Raw genomic sequence first — 17324 nt, forward strand, 5'->3', positions numbered from 1 at the left:
TTTACTCTAATTAAGCGTCGATTTTACCAATAAAGCGGTAACCTTCACCATGGATGGTGCTGATTAGCTCAGAAGTAGAATTATCACTTTCAAAGTGCTTACGAATACGACGAATCGTTACATCTACTGTACGGTCATTAGCACGAAGCTCACGGCCAGTCATATGCTTAATAAGTTGCTCACGGCTAAAAATACGGCCAGGAGAATCAAGCATTAAACGCAGCGCGCGGTATTCACCTTTAGGTAGGCGCTTAGCATCACCATTTGGTGACGTTAAACAACGGCTGTTTTCATCAAGTTCCCAACCGTTAAATGTAATTACGCCGTTGGTTTCTAGCACTGACTCTTCGCCACCTAGCGCTGTACGAGTAATTAAGTTGCGAGCGCGTATAGTCAATTCACGAGGATTAAAAGGTTTAGTGATGTAATCATCAGCACCAATTTCTAAACCTAAAATACGGTCAACATCGTTATCACGGCCGGTTAAAAAGATTAAACCGACTTTACGTTTTTGGCGTAATTCACGTGCTAAAATCAGCCCGTTTTTACCCGGTAGGTTGATGTCCATAACTACAAGATTGACGTCATCATTATTTGTAAGCTTGTCATGCATATCATCGCCATCAATGGCTTCAATAACTTTGTAACCTTCAGCTTCAAATAAACTAACGAGGTTTAGTCGAGTTACGTCTTCATCCTCTACGATTAGAATGACTGGCGTTTGCATTATTAATTAACCTTTTTGGAATATTTTATTTACAAAAAATCGAATATTAACTAAATAATTCGATTACTAGAGATTATAGGATTATACCCAAATGTTAACAAGAAAAAACAAGTTGGATAAAAATAAAACAGTAGGGGTGTTCCAAACTAACCAAAAGGCATTGTGCAAAAACTACTGTTTAATGATATATAACGGATGCAGCTTTTTGAATTATGAAAACGAAGCCATTTCCTTTAATAATTGATACATCCACCAATTGCTTAAAGGTACTAAAAAATAATCGCGCAAATTCAAAACAGAATTATATCATTTTATAACCTTTCATCAATGTATGTGATACTGCAAAAGCAATAAAGTTCAGAAATTGTATCGCCTAATTATTATATCAAGTTTAATAATTAAACATGAAATATCACATGCTCTCTCTATAAGGTCATTAAATGGTAATTCAAGTAAAAAGCGTAAATAAATATTCTTTTTTAAACATTTTTTATGGGATTGTAATAACAAAGCGCACACCGGGTTTAGCATCTTGGTCATACAGTATATGCCCGCCGAGCGCTTGGGTTACCAAGTTGTAGACTAAATGCATGCCTAAACCACTGGCCCCTTGGCCTCGCTTAGAGGTTACAAATGGGTCAAATATCCTATTTTTGACATTTTTATCAACGCCTTGTCCGTTATCTGTGTAGATTATTTTTATTTGTGGGCCTGTTATTTCTATATCAAACTGAATATCGTTATTTTCGCTGTTGGTAAAACCATGTATGGCTGAGTTTAAAATGAGCTGTTGGAATATTTGTTGTAGTGGCTCTGATTTACTCTCAATTGTTAAATCACTCGGGCAGTTAATCATCACGTTAGGTTTGGAAGTTATTAACTCTGATTGAATCGACATTAACACGTCAGATATTAATTTATGGATATTTACATGGGTTTTAACCCCGTCATCTTGAATTACAGCTACCTTTTTAAAGTTAGAGATCAGGTCGGCTGCTCGATTTAGGTTTCTATAAATTAAATCAAGGTTTTCGATACCTTCATCAATAAAGCGTTTTAATTGGTTAGAAGTGAGAGACTTATTATCAAAACTAAGCTGAATATCGGCAAGTTTGTCGCGCAGCAAGGTTGAGCCTGTAATACCCAGGCCAATTGGGGTGTTAACCTCATGGGCTACGCCGGCTACCATTTGTCCTAATGATGCCATTTTTTCGTTTTCTACTATTTGCTCTTGGTATTGGTGCATTCGCTCAAGAGTAGAAAGTAGCTCTTGGTTTGCTTCTCGCAGGGCTATTGTTCTTTGGTTTACCTTTTCTTCTAAGCTTTGGTTAAGTTGTTTTATTTCAAGTTTATCTTTTTCATGACGTTCTATTTGCTTACGGGTACGAGCAAGCATGATATTTAAGCTATTTGATAAGGCTGTAACCTCTTTTACACTTGTGCTTGGAGCGCGTACGTCATAGTTATGGTTTTTTGATACGTCTTGCAGTAATACACTTAAGTGCTCAATAGGGTTAGCGATACTCTTTTGGGTTTTTATCGCTATAAAGTACACAAAAAACAAAATAAATAGGGTAAGGAAAATATCTATAATTATTTTTTGTTTTATAAATTCATCTAGGCTTTCTAAGCTGCCACGCATATAAACGTAGCCAACCACTTGTTCGTTATTAAGCACAGGTGTTATTAGTTCAATGTAGTTATTGGTAACTCTTGGCTCGCTAAGCTCTTTAATACTGTCTACGCGCAAAGGAACTGGCGGGGTTTTTTTAGCATTAAAGCTAATAAAAAATACAGGTTTGCTCGATGATTTTTCTATGGCGTAAATATGAATATTTTTAACAAGAGGGATTTTATCAAATGACTTTAGGCGCTTTTCTTCTGTTTTTCTGTCGTCTTTAACCAATGAGCCTGATGCATCAAACGCAACAATATCAGAGAGGATCACGAGTTTGTTTATGATCAGTTTCTTTTGTTCATTTACACTCATATAGGTAGAAATTGAAACCGATAAAGTTAAACAAATAGCGGTGATAATCATGATGGTGTTGATCAGCGCTTTTCGAATACTTTTTTGATGTACTTTTTTTGGCATTATTGCTGCGTCGCCTAAGTATGAATATTTATATTTAGACCTTTAGTTTAGCAAAAACCATAGAAAGTGAAGGGAAATAGTGAAATTAATTCTGATATTTATTCGAAAGTTAGGCTAAGTATTAATTACACTTAGCCTAATAAGTGTAATTAGTTAGCTACTGTAAACAGCAAATTTATTATTTTTGTACACAGTATGGAAGCTACCAAACTGCGCTTCTAAAATTGGCGGGTATTTTAAAAAGCTATTAGCCACTATGCTGAGCTTACCTAACTTAGTTAAGTGTTGCTTAGCATTTGATAAAAATGCTTCTGCAATTGTGTAGTCGGTTGCTATGCCAGTATGAAAGGGCGGGTTACTAACTATTAAATCAAACTTGCCGCTAATATTTTTTAAGCCATCACTTAAAATAGTGCTGCCTTTAATATTATTAAGCTTTAATGTTTGCTCAGTAGCATAAGTTGCAAGTGCGCTCACATCGCTGCAAGTAAAAGTCAGTGCTGGGTTTTTAAGACCTAAAAAAGTGGCTATTAAGCCTGCACCACAGCCAAAATCCAGTACATTACCTTGTTTAGTCGTAGGGGCATTTTCTAATAACATTTTTGTACCAGCATCTAAAGCACCGTGGTTAAAGACTCCCGGAACACTGATAGCATCAAACTCTATCCCAGCTACACTTACGGTAAACGTTTTATGGTAACGGCTAATATCAAAGGTTGGGTTGGACTCTAGCTGCTCAAATGAGAACAAAATACAATGCTTAGCAGAGTCAATTTTATTACTGTATTGTGCTTTGCCTGCTAGCTGTTTTTCTATCGATTTAACACCACTTTTATTTTCGCCCACGACAAGTAGCTGTGCTTTTTTGTTAATAACGACGCGAATATTATCAAGTGCCATTAATACTTCAGGCTTTGATTTTGGGTAGTATAGAATAACTAAATCGTAATCGTTGGCGGCCATTTCATGGTTAACACACACGTTTATGCCATTTATTTTTTTAGCAAACTCCCCATTAGCATGGTTATAACTAAATGCGGTGATGGCACTTTGAGGATTTAGCTGCTTTAGCTCTGCTAAAAAGCCATCTTGAACAAAGTTGACCACCAAGATAGATTTTCCCACTAGTTCTTCGCTATTACGAAGTAACAGTAAACTTGGGTTGGTTAATACGCTCATAAATGGCTTTGCCTTACAAATTATTGATTAGTAAATTGGTGTAATTATTTTGTGCGCTCAAACATTAAGTCCCACACACCGTGGCCTAAACGGTGGCCGCGCTGTTCAAACTTAGTTAGCGGGCGCGAATCAGGGCGAGGTACATAGTCGTTAGTAGATGACTGATTTTTATAGCCTGGCGCTGCTTGCATAACTTCTAGCATGTGCTCGGCGTAGTTTTCCCAATCAGTGGCCATATGAAAAACACCGCCAATTTTTAATTTACTACGTAGTTTCTCAGCAAATTCTGTTTGCACTATACGGCGTTTATGATGACGCTTTTTATGCCATGGATCAGGGAAGAACAATTGCAGCGTAGTTAAGCTTTCATCAGCAAGGCAGTCAGCGAGTACTTCTACTGCATCGTGTTCAAATACACGTAAGTTAGTCACACCAGCTTCATCTGCATCCATTAAACATGCGCCAACGCCTGGGCGATGTACTTCAATACCAATAAAGTTTAGGTGCGGTGCATTTTTTGCCATTTCAACTAATGACTTGCCCATACCAAAACCAATTTCTAATACTACATCGTTGTCGTTACCAAATACTTGGGCTAAGTCGAGCAGGCCGTTTTTGTGCTCAAGCCCCATAGTTGGCCAGCATTTTTCGATAGCGGCAGCTTGGCCTTTAGTTAAGCGGCCTTCGCGTTTTACAAAACTGCGAATTGTGCGGATATACTTACCTTCTTGCTTAGCTTGCTCAAGGTTGTTGTTACTTGATTCACTCATATTATTGGCCTGACAAAAACAATGTGTTTAAAAATGGTTGCGTATTATCCCTGACCAGGCAGCTAATCACAAGTATTAGCGTGTTATAGCGCCTTCATCGCTTGATCTTTTTATTAACTGCAATAGACTGAGCCGCTATTGAGCATGAGTAAAAGTAGTATATGTTGGATTTAAATAAACCCCAGTCAGACAAATTTGCTAACCAAGTAGTTGACTGGTATCACCTTCATGGGCGTAAAACCCTTCCTTGGCAGTTAGCTAAAACACCTTATAAAGTGTGGGTGTCGGAAGTAATGTTACAACAAACGCAAGTTGTTACGGTTATTCCATACTTTGAAAAGTTTATGGCAAGTTTCCCAGATATTATTGCTTTAGCAAATGCAGATGAAGATTTAGTACTGCACCATTGGACCGGCTTAGGTTATTACGCTCGAGCACGTAACTTACATAAAACAGCTAAAATAGTGCGAGATAAGTACCAAGGCGAATTTCCCACGACACTTGAAGAAGTCATGGATTTACCGGGAATAGGGCGCTCTACAGCAGGTGCTGTATTATCACTGTCGCTTGGTCAGCACCACCCTATTTTAGATGGTAATGTTAAGCGAGTGCTTGCTCGTTATTTTATGGTTGAAGGGTGGTATGGGGTAAAAAAAGTAGAAAACCAACTTTGGCATTTATCTACCCAGTTAACCCCTAAAAACAATGTGACGGAATTTAACCAAGCCATGATGGATTTGGGAGCCAGCGTTTGCTCGCGCAGTCGGTTTGACTGCCAAGCGTGCCCACTTAATAGCGATTGCGGTGCGTTTAATGCTGGAAAGGTAAAAGAGTTTCCACATTCTAAACCTAAAAAATCGGTGCCTAAAAAAAGTTGTCATCAGTTGATTATTCAACATGACGAGAAAGTGTTAATGGAAAAACGCCCAAGTAGCGGTATTTGGGGCGGTCTGTTTGGCTTTTTTGAGTTTAACGAATACAGCGAAATGGTGTTATTTTTAAATCAGCAAGGTCTAACAGCCGAGCTGGAAGAGTTAATGCCTTTTACTCATGTGTTTTCGCATTTTGAGCTAACAATAAATCCACATGTGCTTAATATTAACGCCATACCGGATGTAGTAAATGATAAACAACTTATCTGGTACCCACTCGATCAATCTATAGAGGTGGGTTTAGCCGCACCGACTAAAAAGTTGGTTAAACAAATGAGCCCAATAGGTTAAACTGTTAGCATTTAGCGCTTAAGAGAGTCAATTATGGCACGTACAGTATTTTGTCAAAAGTTACAAAAAGAAGCCGAAGGGCTTGGATTTCAGTTATACCCTGGTGAACTAGGCGAGAAAATTTTTAATAATATTTCTAAAGAAGCATGGGGCCAGTGGCAGCATAAGCAAACTATGCTAATTAACGAAAAGCATTTAAATATGATGGACCCAGAGCACCGTACGTTTTTAGAAGAGCAGATGGTTGGCTTTTTGTTTGAAGACAAAGACGTAGAAATTGAAGGTTATCGACCTCCAGAAAAATAAAACTGCAAATATAAAAAAAGGGCTGTATAGCCCTTTTTTTATAGCTATATTTTATAGCGTTTCTTCATCAGTGCTTGCTGATCGCACTTGCTCTTTTAAAAACTGTGCGGCTTTAGAGTATTCAATTTCAAGCGCATCTCTTTGTGCGATTAACTCATCAGTATCGAGCTCTGCGTTTTTACACTTTTCCTCAAACTCTTCTGCACATTGAGCAACGGCTTCTGCACCAATTGTTTTAGAAATTGACTTAAGCTGATGGCAGGCATCACTGATCTCATCTCTGTCATTAACCATAACGCCGGAATTGATACTTTTTATAAGGCTTTGGCTTTGCTCTAAAAACATTTTGAAAAAGCGTATTTGCTTGGCTTCATCGCCGTTTACATAAGTTGATACCGCATCCATATTAATGGGCATGGCAGGCTTTTGATGAATGACAACGGCTTGGTCTTTATTGTGCTTGTTGTACCAACGCTTTAAGGTATCTTCTAATGCATTTAGTTCTATAGGCTTAGTGATAAAGTCGTTAATACCTACAGCCAAGCAACGCTCTTTTTCACCTTTGAGCGCATTGGCTGTAACCGCAATAATATAAGGTTGTGCGTCTATAGAATCTAATAATTCGGCTTCATCACGAATTTTTTCAACCATGTCGTAGCCTGACATTTTAGGCATGTGCAAGTCGGTTAATATTAGCGAGTAATTGTTTTTACGCCACATATCTAACCCTTCCTCACCATTATTGGCTACTTCAACGCCATAACCTAATATATGCAGCTGATCAGTTAAAACTTGCTGGTTGAGTAGGTTATCTTCTACTAATAAAATCAGTTTATTCGCATCGCGAGCTTGTTCAACATTTAAATAATTGTTTAATGTTTTAGTTTTTTTAATTTGCTTAGGTTGATGCAAACCTGCAGCTACCAATATCGACATCATGAAGTTAGATTTACAAAGCGGTGAGGCATTAATATAAAACACATTTTTATGGTTTATTGCGGCTTCATCAAGCTTACTTAGTACCACTACTTGTTGATTATTATCTTCAAGTGAGTAAATTAGGCGACGTAGTAAAGAGTTAACTTTTTCCATATCATCTATGCCATCGACAACCCATATAATGTCGTGCTGCTCTTGTTGTGCTTCTATTTCTTGCTGGTTGTGCACGTAGGTAATTTTAGCGCCCATAAACGATAAATAGCGGTACATTGCTTTTTCGCGCTCTAAATGATTGCTCACTACCACTACATGTTTACCATTGAGCGCATTTTTATGTGCGTATTTAATTTTTCCTGAGGTCCCAAATGGCAGCTCAACAGTAAACTCACTTCCAATGCCTGCATGGCTAGTTACATTAATCGTACCAAGCATCAGCTCTGTTAAACTTTTACAAATAGAAAGCCCTAAACCAGTACCACCGTATTCACGGGTAATTGAGTTTTCGGCTTGTACAAACGGGTTAAATATTTCTCGCAGTTGCGCTTGGGTCATACCCTTCCCGTTATCGGTTACGCAAAAACGTAAGGTAAAATGATCCGCCGTATTATGGGCTACTTCTACCGATATTTTTACGTGTCCTTGGCGTTTGTCATCAGTACTAGTGAACTTAATTGCATTACTGCAAAGGTTATACAGTACTTGGCGAACTCGTATTGTGTCACCGGTTAGATTAGTTGGAATATCGGGTGCAATAGAAAGCTCTAAGTCTAATTGGCGCTTTTTAGCAACAGATGAAAGCACGCGAGCGACCTCTTCAATCGTATCTGTGACCGAAAAAGGTGTCGGGTCAATATTTAGCTTACCCGCTTCAATTTTTGAAAAGTCTAAAATATCATCCAAAATACTCAATAATGAAAACGCTGACTCACGGATAATGGTACTTAAGCGGTGCTGAGCCCCATCAAGCTCGGTTTGTCTTAGTAAATCTATAGTGCCAATAACGCCGTTCATAGGCGTGCGGATCTCATGGCTCATGGTGGCTAAAAAGGTCGTTTTAGTTTCGCTAGCGCGCTGCGCCTTTAACGTAGCTTGCTCTAATGCAACAGTTCTTTGCTGTACTTCGCTCTCAAGGCCTGTTTGTAATTTTTGAAGTTCTTTTTGCGCAGACTCTTTTTCAGACATTACTGAGTTAACTTTATTAAGCAGCAGATTAATGTTTTTAGCCACGCCCGATAAACCTAAGTCCAGTTTTTCACTTACTTTACTCTCGTAATTACCATTTTCGGTAATCGCTTGAAGTTCTTCATTTAATAAATGGCTACTTTTACGTAAGCGAGTATTAATATAGGTATTAAATAGTAGGGCTAATGCAAACAAGGCAAATACGCTTACAATTGCAATAATATAGGCTATTACTTGTGAGTCTTGCTGCGTTAATGGCGGTGCTGGTAATTGCTGTTTTATGATTAGTTCGCCAATAGGTTGATCGTTTAATAGCAATATATGGTGTAATACGCCTTGCTCAGTTAAATGCTCATTTATTTTTTTAGACTCAATAGCGGGTTTAGTGCTGCTATATACAAGTTGGGTTTCTGAGGTAGCATTAAAGCGATAGAGCGTATATTCAAACTCATCATCTAACACTGAGGTTAACTCAAGTAGTTGGCGAACTTTACCTTGCCCATACATAGTAAGTGCATCTACCATTGGTAAATCAAGCTGTTGAGCAAGCTGTGTAATACTTACTTTTTGTTTGGCTGCTGGTGCAGGTTGTGTATTTTGCGAATAAAACGCGAAGGCAACAATAGCAAGCGCTGTTACTGCAATATTAATAATTAAAAAAAGCGGCAGTAAGCCTTTTACCGGCGAAGAGAATTTACTCTGCATTGATTGTTCCCGTTGGTATTTGTTATTACGATAAGCCCTTACCGTATTTTCATAGTAATCGTACCATTTACGTAAAATAATTCACTACGTTTTTAGTCTGGTTTAATTGATTAAACTAAGGTTTTTCGTAAATTTTTGTTGGATAAATAAACATTAATATATAAAAGTACGCTTTGTTGTTTGAAAACCGTTCAAACAGTTATAAAGAGTAAAAAAAAAGTTGACTTGTAAGGGCAAAACTCGTTTAATACGCCGCACGCCCAGATAGCTCAGTCCAAACGGATGAGTGGGAATTGCATTAAAAGTCTTTAAAGGCTTTTAATTAGCACTGTTTAAGTGCCTCGATAGCTCAGTTGGTAGAGCAGAGGATTGAAAATCCTCGTGTCCCTGGTTCGATTCCGGGTCGAGGCACCATTTATTAAAGTAGTAGTGTTTAATTAACAGTTTAAACGTTATTACGCGTGCCTTAGCACACAGTTTAGTGTGCCGACTTAGCTCAGCTGGTAGAGCAACTGACTTGTAATCAGTAGGTCAACCGTTCGACTCGGTTAGTCGGCACCATTTATTTTAGTAATTTGAAAAGGGAACTGTAATCAGTAGTCTGTTCAAGTTACCCGTCGACTCGGTTAGTCGGCACCATTTATTTAAATTAAATGTTTTAAACATTTAATCGCACAGTTTAAGTGCCTCGATAGCTCAGTTGGTAGAGCAGAGGATTGAAAATCCTCGTGTCCCTGGTTCGATTCCGGGTCGAGGCACCATTCAATTTAAGTTCTCAATCTTTAAAATTGAACGTGCCTTAGCACACGCTTTAGTGTGCCGACTTAGCTCAGCTGGTAGAGCAACTGACTTGTAATCAGTAGGTCAACCGTTCGACTCGGTTAGTCGGCACCATTTATTTTAGTTAAAGGTTTGAATATATAGCCTTTAGCTGGCACTGCTTAAGTGCCTCGATAGCTCAGTTGGTAGAGCAGAGGATTGAAAATCCTCGTGTCCCTGGTTCGATTCCGGGTCGAGGCACCATTTATATTAAAGCCCTGCATACACATGCAGGGCTTTTTTTTTGCTTAAAATTTATTATGGACAAAAAAGTCCATATTAATTGGGTATATCCTCTCTTTTTCTCCCTTCATTGCATGCGCATAATTACCTCATCAAAAGGTTGGGTGCTGTTATTACTCACTCCATTTATTTACTCATCAATATGATTGATTTTAGTAATAAAATGCAGGGCACTTTTAGCCTAAATAATACTAATCCGCAAAATAGATCACTTAATTAAGCGTATTGGTATAAGTAATTTAAAGCTGGAGCTAATTATGATCACGCAAATTGTTAAGTTTGATATTAAAGACGAGCACATCGCACAATTTAAAGCCCTTCTAGAAGTAGATAAGCAAGGCGCTAAATCTGAGTCTGGGTTGTTAGAGATGCGTTTATATCAAGATAAAAACGAGCCAGGCGTCTTTTTTGCTTATGAGCGTTTTGAAGATCAAAATGCGGTTGATTACCATGGCGCACAAGATTACACACAAACGTTATTAAATGCGCTGCCTGAAATTAGTCAATCGGCGCCAGAGGTCATGCTGCTTGAAAATACAGTGCCAGCTCCGCTGCATGAGCGTAATACAAAAGTTATTAACCCTGAAGACGATATATGTATTGTGTTTTTTATTTTTAAGATTAAGCCAAGCTTTAAAAATAAAGTAATAGAACGTTTTGCAACGCATGTAGAGCAAACGCGCAGCCAAGAGCCGGGTAACTTAGTGTTTGATTTATATAGTATTGAAAATAACGACGATACATTAGTTGTTTATGAACATTGGCGCAGTGAATCTGCGTTGTGGGATATTCACTTTAAACAGCCGTACGCAGTCGAAACAAGCGAATTACTAGCACAAGCAGTTGTTGGCGATATGCAGCAATACATGAGCTTCGTTAAAGAAATTTAAAGGCTTGTGTTTAACAGCATTACTTACCCCATTTAGCAAATAGTGTATTACACGCTATTTGCTTTTTTGTATAAATACCCTTCAAATTCCCTGCCGGTTTTTATAATAACTGACTATTATGTTAATTCATCGCAACGTATGTAATGTTATGTAAAGTAAGTTGAGCAAAATTTGCCAAAGTGCTTGAATTACATTCATAAATGGCAGTAATTTAGGTTAACTATGATTTGGCAAACTAAGCCAACTTTATTGGCTCTTAGCTTGGTATTGTTGAGCGGCTGTGCGGGTACGCTAAACCCTCAGCAGCGCGAGCAAGCACCCAGCGACATTGCAGCGACATGGCAACATGGTTTAGCACAAAATGCACTTGCAGTAGATCAGCAATGGCTGCAAACCTTAGAAAACCCTTACATTGAAAACCTTGTTAATAAGGCACTTAATAATAATCAGGCCTTGTTGCAAAGTGCCTACGATGTACAAATACAAAAGCAGCAATTAATAATTTCAGGCTCTGCGCTTTGGCCCGATCTTGATTTATCTGCGCAAACTAGGCGCAGTAAAGACAATAGACCTGTAAGTTATGATAATGCCAGCTCTGTCACTTTAGAGCTAAGCTATGAAGTAGATGTGTGGGGTAAGTTATCTGATGCTAAACGCCAAGCCAACCTAAACTACTTGGCGGAACAAGCTAGTTTTGAGCAAGCTAAGCAGCAATTGGTGGCCGATGTTGTTACCGGCTGGTTTGACTTAGTAACCGCCCAGCAGCTACTTGATTTATATAAACGCCGAGAAGAAAACGCGCAGCAAAACTTAGACATTATTGAATCGGGCTACCGCCAAGGTATTAATGAAGCACTCGATGTATATTTAGCCCGTAATGAGCTTAATAACGAGCGTACGCGTATTGCCAATCAACAAGCTACGCTTGTAAGCGCATCGCGTTCTTTAGAGCGCTTATTAGGCGGCTACCCCAAGGGCGATATATCAGCAGAGGTTGAACTGCCTGTTTTTCTTGCGCCAATTAATACTGGTATTCCCTCAGAGCTTATAACCCGCAAGCCTCAACTGCGTGCAAGCTGGTATCAGTTATTAGCGAGCGATGCAGGCCTAGCCTATGCGCATAAACAGCGTTTCCCTAGTTTAAATTTATCAGCAAGCGTGAGTGATAGCACCGATAGAGTGAGCGATTTATTTTCGCCATCAAGCTTAGCGTGGTCCTTATTAGGCAATATTTCTGCGCCAATATTTAATGGTGGCCAGCTAAAAGCAAATGAAGAAATAGCACGCTTAAATGCACAAAAACAAGAGCAAGCATATTTAGATACCTTATACGATGCATTTAGCGATGTTGAAAACGCAATTACTCAGCAGCAATCTTTGCAAGCCAGTTATAAAAGCACATTAGAGGCGCAAGAAAACGCCCTTGCAGCGGAGCAACTGTCGTTTGAGCAATACCAAAGCGGCTTAGTAACATACACTACAGTGCTGGATGCCCAGTCGCGCTCTTTTGATGCGCAAAGCTCACTCATTGAAACAAAAAACCAGCTAATTGCTAACCGAATAAACCTATACGTTGCCCTTGGCGGCGATTTTAACGCCCCAACAAGCGAACCTAAGAGCAATAACGATGAAAACTAAATCAGCAAAACTTTTAATCCCAGCCGTAGTGGTGGTGGCCACCATTTTAATTGTTATGTTTATTAAGGGTAACCCGCCTGAAGCAAAACGTTTTGGCTCACCGCCTAAAGCCACGGTGAGCGTGTCGGTAAAAAAGATTGAGCCACAAGATTACTTAATTTTTATTGATAGCTATGGCACGGTAAAGCCGCGTACTCAAAGTTTGTTAGTTGCTCAAGCATCTGGGCAAATTAATAAAGTGAGTGATGACTTTAGAGAGGGTGGTTTTTTTGAAAAAGGCGATGTACTTCTGCAACTAGATGATAGGGATCATCAAGCAGAGGTTAAATCGGCGCAGGCAGCATTACTGACTGCAGAGCAAAGCTTATTAGAAGAAAAAGCCCGTGGCCAACAAGCTATTACTGATTGGAAGCGTTTAGGTGGCTCATCGCAAGCGAGTAGCTTAGTACTTCGCGAACCCCAATTAGCGGCTGCACAAGCACAAGTACTTTCAGCACAAGCCGCACTTGAAAAAGCACAGCTTGATTTAGAGCGCACAAAAATTACCGCACCTTACGCGGGGCGTGTACTTAGCCGTAATGTAGACCTTGGCCAAGTGGTAAGCGAAAACACGGAACTTGCAACTATTTATGCCATAGACAGCGTGGAAGTGCGCTTACCAATTAAAAATAAAGACCTTTCATATATTAATTTGCCAGAGCAATACAGAGATGGCAGTAAAAACCAAGCTGGCTCACTTGTTAAGTTTAAATCTGACTTGGTTGGCGAGCAAACATGGCAGGGGCAAATAATACGCACTGAAGGCGCCATCGATGAAGGTGCACAGCAATTATACATTGTTGCGCAAATAAATGACCCTTACAAAGCCACAGCAAATAACCAGTACCCAATTAAAATTGGCCAATACATTACTGCGCAAATTAGCGGTAAAACAGTGCCAAATGCGCTAATAATCCCTAATAGTACAATTTACCAAGGCAGTTACGTGTATGTGGTTGAAGAGGGGTTATTAAAACGCAAAAACATTACACTTGCTTGGCAAAATGCCACTCAAGCTATGATCAAAACAGGCCTTAATGCAGGCGATAAGCTAGTTATTACACCGCTTGGGCAAGTAAGCTCAGGCACAGCAGTAAGTGTTTTAGGCGAAACCGATACGCAAAATATGCGAGCAAAAGGTCCAAATGGGGCAGGCAAAGGTAAGCGCCCATCGCGTGAGCAACTTGAGAAAAAAGCACAAGAAATGGGGATTAGTGTTGAAGAGCTAATACAAAAACGCCGCGCTGCAAAAGGAGATAAGTCATGATCGCTTGGTTTACAAAAAACCACGTAGCGGCAAACTTATTACTCGTCACTTTACTGTTATCGGGTTTATTTAGTTTATCGACTCAAATACCGCTTGAGGTGTTTCCATCGTTTGAAACTGACCGCATAAGTGTAAGCGTTACTTTGCGTGGCTCAACCCCAGAGGATGTAGAGCAAGGGGTAACCATTCGAATAGAGGAAGCTGTGCAAGACCTTGAGGGGATAGAGCAAATATCTAGCCGCTCATCTGAAGGCTCTGCGTCGGTGACCATAGAAGTTGAAAGTGGTTACGACCCGCGCGAATTACTAGCCGATATAAAAAGCCGTGTAGATGCTATAAACACTTTCCCAGCCGATGCTGAAAAGCCCATAGTGGCACTTGCCGAGCGAAAACGCGAAGTAATAGCCGTTACCGTATCGAGCGATTACGGTGAAAAAGAAACGTTAGAGTATGCTGAGCAAGTACGCGATGATATTTTACGCCTACCTAATGTAACGCAGGTTGAACTAAGTGGTGTACGCGATTACGAACTTGCCATAGAAGTAAGCCAAGACACCTTACGCCAATATAATTTAACCCTAGCGCAAATATCCACTGCTATTGCTAAGTCGAGCTCTGATATATCGGCCGGTAATTTAAAAACCGAAGGTGGCGATGTTCTTATCAGCTCAAAAGGCCAAGCTTACCGCAAAGATGAATTTGCCAATATTGTGGTTAAAAACCAAAGCGACGGTACAGTAATACGCTTAGGTGATATAGCAAGCATTAATGATGATTTTGAAGAGACCCCTGTTCGCACACGTTTTAACGGTAAACAAGCCGCCTTTATTGATGTATACCGTATAGGCCCACAAAGCGCGATTGACGTAGCAGACGATGTTAAAAATTACATAGAGGAGCACCAAAGCTCGCTCCCGCAAGGTTTTGCACTAAGTTACTGGGATGACGACTCACAAGTAGTAAAAAGCCGTATAGCAACCTTAACCAGTAGTGCGTTACAAGGGGGCATTTTAGTGTTAGCACTACTTACTTTATTTTTACGCCCAGCCATCGCATTTTGGGTGTTTATTGGTATTCCGGTTTCGTTTATGGGCGCATTTATTGCGATGCCTATTTTTGGTGTAACTCTAAATATAATGAGCTTATTTGGCTTTATTTTAGTGTTAGGTATTGTAGTGGACGACGCCATAGTAACGGGGGAAAACGTTTATACTCATTTAAAAACTGCTGAATCGGGCGAACAAGCTGCCATTTTAGGCACGCAAGAAGTAGCAACGCCGGTTACCTTTGGCGTACTAACAACCGTAGCCGCCTTTTTACCTTTAGCGTTTATTGAAGGCGCACGGGGTGCCTTGTTTGCACAAATTCCGGTGGTGGTTATTCCGGTATTACTGTTCTCGTTAATTGAGTCTAAGTTTGTACTACCAGCTCATTTAAAATATATAAAGTTACGAAACCAAAAAACAAAATCATCAAAGCTTGAAGTGCTCCAACAGCGTTTTGCAGACGGATTTGAAAACGCTATTTTAAAGTACTACCAACCTATTTTATCAATTGGTTTACGTTATAAATTAGCCACAGTAAGTTTGTTTGTAGGTGTATTTTTTATAATTTTAACTTTAATCACTAGTGGTTGGACTAAGTTTGTGTTTTTTCCGCGTATTCCAAGCGAAACTGTACGGGTTACTTTAACCTTGCCAACAGGTACACCATTTGAAGTGACTAACAAGTATGTCATGGACATGTCGCAAAAAGCGCAGCTATTGCAAGACAAATACCGCGATGAAGACACCGGTGAAAGCGTAATATTAAATATACTCGCCTCCACAGGTGGGCGCGGCGGCGTGTCTAATTCTGGCAGCGTTCGGTTTGAGATTACCCCTGCAGAGAGCCGCGATTCAGACATTGGTTCGCGCGAGTTGGTGAGTGAGTGGCGTGATTTAATCGGTATTATTCCAGGGACCGAAAGCTTAACTTTTAGAGCTGAAATTGGACGCAGTTCAGATCCTATAGATGTACAATTAAGTGGTACTTCATTAAGTACCTTACAAAAAGTAGCGCAGAGCGTTAAAACACGTTTAAGTACGTACCCAACTGTATTTGATATTGCCGATAGCATGTCGGATGGTAAAGAAGAGTTGCAAATAGAGCTTACCGAACAAGGCTTTACTTTAGGTTTAAACCGTGTTGATGTAGCTAACCAAGTACGTAACTCATTTTTTGGCTCGCAAGTTCAGCGTATTCAACGCGGGCGTGACGATGTACGTGTAATGGTACGCTTACCAATTGAGGAGCGTCGCTCTGTAGCCGACTTACAAAATATACTGATTACTACACCTACAGGTGGTTCGGTGCCACTTTCGCATGTAGCTACATTAATTGCAGGGCAAAGCCCCTCGACCATAAACCGCATCGACCGTTACCGCACACTTAACGTGACCGCCGATATTGAAAAAAGCAATACCAATATGACCGCGCTGCAAGCCGACCTAACTGAGTATTTAGATGAGCTAATGCAACAATACCCAGGTGTTGATTACAAGCTAGAAGGTGAAGCTAAAGAGCAAAGAGAGTCATTTGGCTCACTGGCTTGGGCATTATTATTTGTATTTTTTATTATTTATTCACTATTAGCTATACCGCTTAAATCGTACATGCAGCCATTAATTGTAATGAGCGTAATACCGTTTGGCATGATAGGCGCCGTAGTAGGGCACTGGATCATGGGGATGGATTTAACCATTATGAGCTTGCTTGGTATGTTGGCACTTATTGGTGTAGTGGTTAACGATTCACTTGTGTTGGTCGACTTTATTAATAAAAAACGCAGCGAAGGCGGCAAGATTATTGATGCTGTAAAACTTGCAGGGGCTGCACGTTTTCGCCCAGTAATGCTCACAAGTTTAACCACCTTTATTGGTTTAATGCCGTTATTATTTGAAAAAGCCACTCAGGCACAGTTTTTAATTCCAATGGCGGTAAGCCTAGGGTTTGGTATTGTGTTTGCAACGTTTATTACACTTATATTGGTGCCAGTAAACTATATGCTGATGGAGCGCTTTCAAAGTTGGTTTATACCAATCCGCAATAATACTTAATCATTTTGCGGGGCTAAACGTGTCGCTACCTGCGTTAAAAAATTCTCATTTAGAATAACTAAATAGCGAATTTTTTGCCTGGCTATCAACACGTTCTTCCAGCCTCAAAATAGATCACTTTATTAAGCGAATTGGTATTAGATAAATACCGAAATGTGTTCTAGGACTAGCTGTGGTTGATTAATATCAATTGCAGCTTTTTTT

The 17324-nt window shown here is 39.7% G+C and carries 11 protein-coding genes and 5 tRNA genes; 11 read left to right on the plus strand and 5 right to left on the minus strand.

Annotated features, from left to right (window positions below; translation table 11 throughout):
• Positions 1–10 precede the first annotated feature (10 nt).
• The 4 genes from arcA to trmB all read right to left on the minus strand — a co-directional run bounded on the left by arcA (position 11) and on the right by trmB (position 4771).
• Positions 11–727 (minus strand): two-component system response regulator ArcA, encoded by a 717-nt coding sequence (arcA, locus tag QUE46_RS03330; RefSeq protein ID WP_004587530.1) that lies wholly within the window; start codon positions 725–727, stop codon positions 11–13.
• A 490-nt stretch (positions 728–1217) separates the two neighbouring features.
• The gene (locus tag QUE46_RS03335) at positions 1218–2822 is read right to left on the minus strand and encodes an ATP-binding protein (RefSeq protein WP_286246209.1); all 1605 of its coding nucleotides are present in this window, start codon (positions 2820–2822) and stop codon (positions 1218–1220) included.
• Positions 2823–2975: 153 nt separating this feature from the next.
• A complete protein-coding gene (locus QUE46_RS03340; RefSeq protein ID WP_286246210.1) occupies positions 2976–4001 on the minus strand; it encodes a methyltransferase in 1026 nt (341 codons plus the stop codon).
• Between the two features lie 44 nt (positions 4002–4045).
• Positions 4046–4771, minus strand: a complete 726-nt coding sequence (gene trmB / locus QUE46_RS03345) for a tRNA (guanosine(46)-N7)-methyltransferase TrmB (protein WP_286246211.1) — start codon at positions 4769–4771, stop codon at positions 4046–4048.
• Positions 4772–4932: 161 nt separating this feature from the next.
• On the opposite strand from trmB, the gene mutY reads away from it, so the two are divergent.
• Positions 4933–5994 (plus strand): A/G-specific adenine glycosylase, encoded by a 1062-nt coding sequence (gene mutY / locus QUE46_RS03350; protein ID WP_286246212.1) that lies wholly within the window; start codon positions 4933–4935, stop codon positions 5992–5994.
• A gap of 33 nt (positions 5995–6027) precedes the next feature.
• The gene (locus QUE46_RS03355; RefSeq protein WP_004587535.1) at positions 6028–6300 is read left to right on the plus strand and encodes an oxidative damage protection protein; all 273 of its coding nucleotides are present in this window, start codon (positions 6028–6030) and stop codon (positions 6298–6300) included.
• Between the two features lie 51 nt (positions 6301–6351).
• On the opposite strand, the gene QUE46_RS03360 is transcribed toward QUE46_RS03355, so the two are convergent.
• Entirely contained in the window at positions 6352–9126 is a 2775-nt protein-coding gene (locus QUE46_RS03360) for a hybrid sensor histidine kinase/response regulator (protein ID WP_286246213.1), read from the minus strand.
• 338 nt (positions 9127–9464) lie between these two features.
• Between QUE46_RS03360 and QUE46_RS03365 the strand changes: the two genes are divergently transcribed.
• From QUE46_RS03365 to QUE46_RS03405, 9 genes are all read left to right on the plus strand, one after another.
• A tRNA-Phe gene (locus QUE46_RS03365) sits at positions 9465–9540 on the plus strand.
• A gap of 71 nt (positions 9541–9611) precedes the next feature.
• Positions 9612–9687: transfer RNA gene (locus QUE46_RS03370), tRNA-Thr, on the plus strand.
• 124 nt (positions 9688–9811) lie between these two features.
• A tRNA-Phe gene (locus tag QUE46_RS03375) sits at positions 9812–9887 on the plus strand.
• 57 nt (positions 9888–9944) lie between these two features.
• Positions 9945–10020, plus strand: a tRNA-Thr gene (locus QUE46_RS03380).
• 53 nt (positions 10021–10073) lie between these two features.
• Positions 10074–10149 (plus strand) — tRNA-Phe (locus QUE46_RS03385).
• 296 nt (positions 10150–10445) lie between these two features.
• Positions 10446–11078, plus strand: a complete 633-nt coding sequence (locus tag QUE46_RS03390) for a putative quinol monooxygenase (protein WP_286246214.1) — start codon at positions 10446–10448, stop codon at positions 11076–11078.
• Positions 11079–11300: 222 nt separating this feature from the next.
• Positions 11301–12716: a TolC family protein gene (locus QUE46_RS03395; protein ID WP_286246215.1), complete on the plus strand. Its 1416-nt coding sequence runs from the start codon at positions 11301–11303 to the stop codon at positions 12714–12716.
• Positions 12706–14022, plus strand: coding sequence for an efflux RND transporter periplasmic adaptor subunit (locus QUE46_RS03400; RefSeq protein ID WP_286246216.1), 1317 nt, complete (start codon positions 12706–12708; stop codon positions 14020–14022). The genes QUE46_RS03395 and QUE46_RS03400 overlap by 11 nt, the downstream gene beginning before the upstream one ends.
• Entirely contained in the window at positions 14019–17120 is a 3102-nt protein-coding gene (locus QUE46_RS03405; protein WP_286246217.1) for an efflux RND transporter permease subunit, read from the plus strand. The genes QUE46_RS03400 and QUE46_RS03405 overlap by 4 nt, the downstream gene beginning before the upstream one ends.
• Positions 17121–17324 lie beyond the last annotated feature (204 nt).

It is taken from the genome of Pseudoalteromonas sp. MM1, from assembly GCF_030296835.1.
GTDB lineage: Bacteria > Pseudomonadota > Gammaproteobacteria > Enterobacterales > Alteromonadaceae > Pseudoalteromonas.

Coding starts and splice junctions, on each gene's coding strand:
- arcA (WP_004587530.1), bottom strand. CDS start 727: ATGCAAACGCCAGTCATTCTAATCGTAGAGGATGAAGACGTAACTCGA.
- QUE46_RS03335 (WP_286246209.1), bottom strand. CDS start 2,822: ATGCCAAAAAAAGTACATCAAAAAAGTATTCGAAAAGCGCTGATCAAC.
- QUE46_RS03340 (WP_286246210.1), bottom strand. CDS start 4,001: ATGAGCGTATTAACCAACCCAAGTTTACTGTTACTTCGTAATAGCGAA.
- trmB (WP_286246211.1), bottom strand. CDS start 4,771: ATGAGTGAATCAAGTAACAACAACCTTGAGCAAGCTAAGCAAGAAGGT.
- mutY (WP_286246212.1), top strand. CDS start 4,933: ATGTTGGATTTAAATAAACCCCAGTCAGACAAATTTGCTAACCAAGTA.
- QUE46_RS03355 (WP_004587535.1), top strand. CDS start 6,028: ATGGCACGTACAGTATTTTGTCAAAAGTTACAAAAAGAAGCCGAAGGG.
- QUE46_RS03360 (WP_286246213.1), bottom strand. CDS start 9,126: ATGCAGAGTAAATTCTCTTCGCCGGTAAAAGGCTTACTGCCGCTTTTT.
- QUE46_RS03390 (WP_286246214.1), top strand. CDS start 10,446: ATGATCACGCAAATTGTTAAGTTTGATATTAAAGACGAGCACATCGCA.
- QUE46_RS03395 (WP_286246215.1), top strand. CDS start 11,301: ATGATTTGGCAAACTAAGCCAACTTTATTGGCTCTTAGCTTGGTATTG.
- QUE46_RS03400 (WP_286246216.1), top strand. CDS start 12,706: ATGAAAACTAAATCAGCAAAACTTTTAATCCCAGCCGTAGTGGTGGTG.
- QUE46_RS03405 (WP_286246217.1), top strand. CDS start 14,019: ATGATCGCTTGGTTTACAAAAAACCACGTAGCGGCAAACTTATTACTC.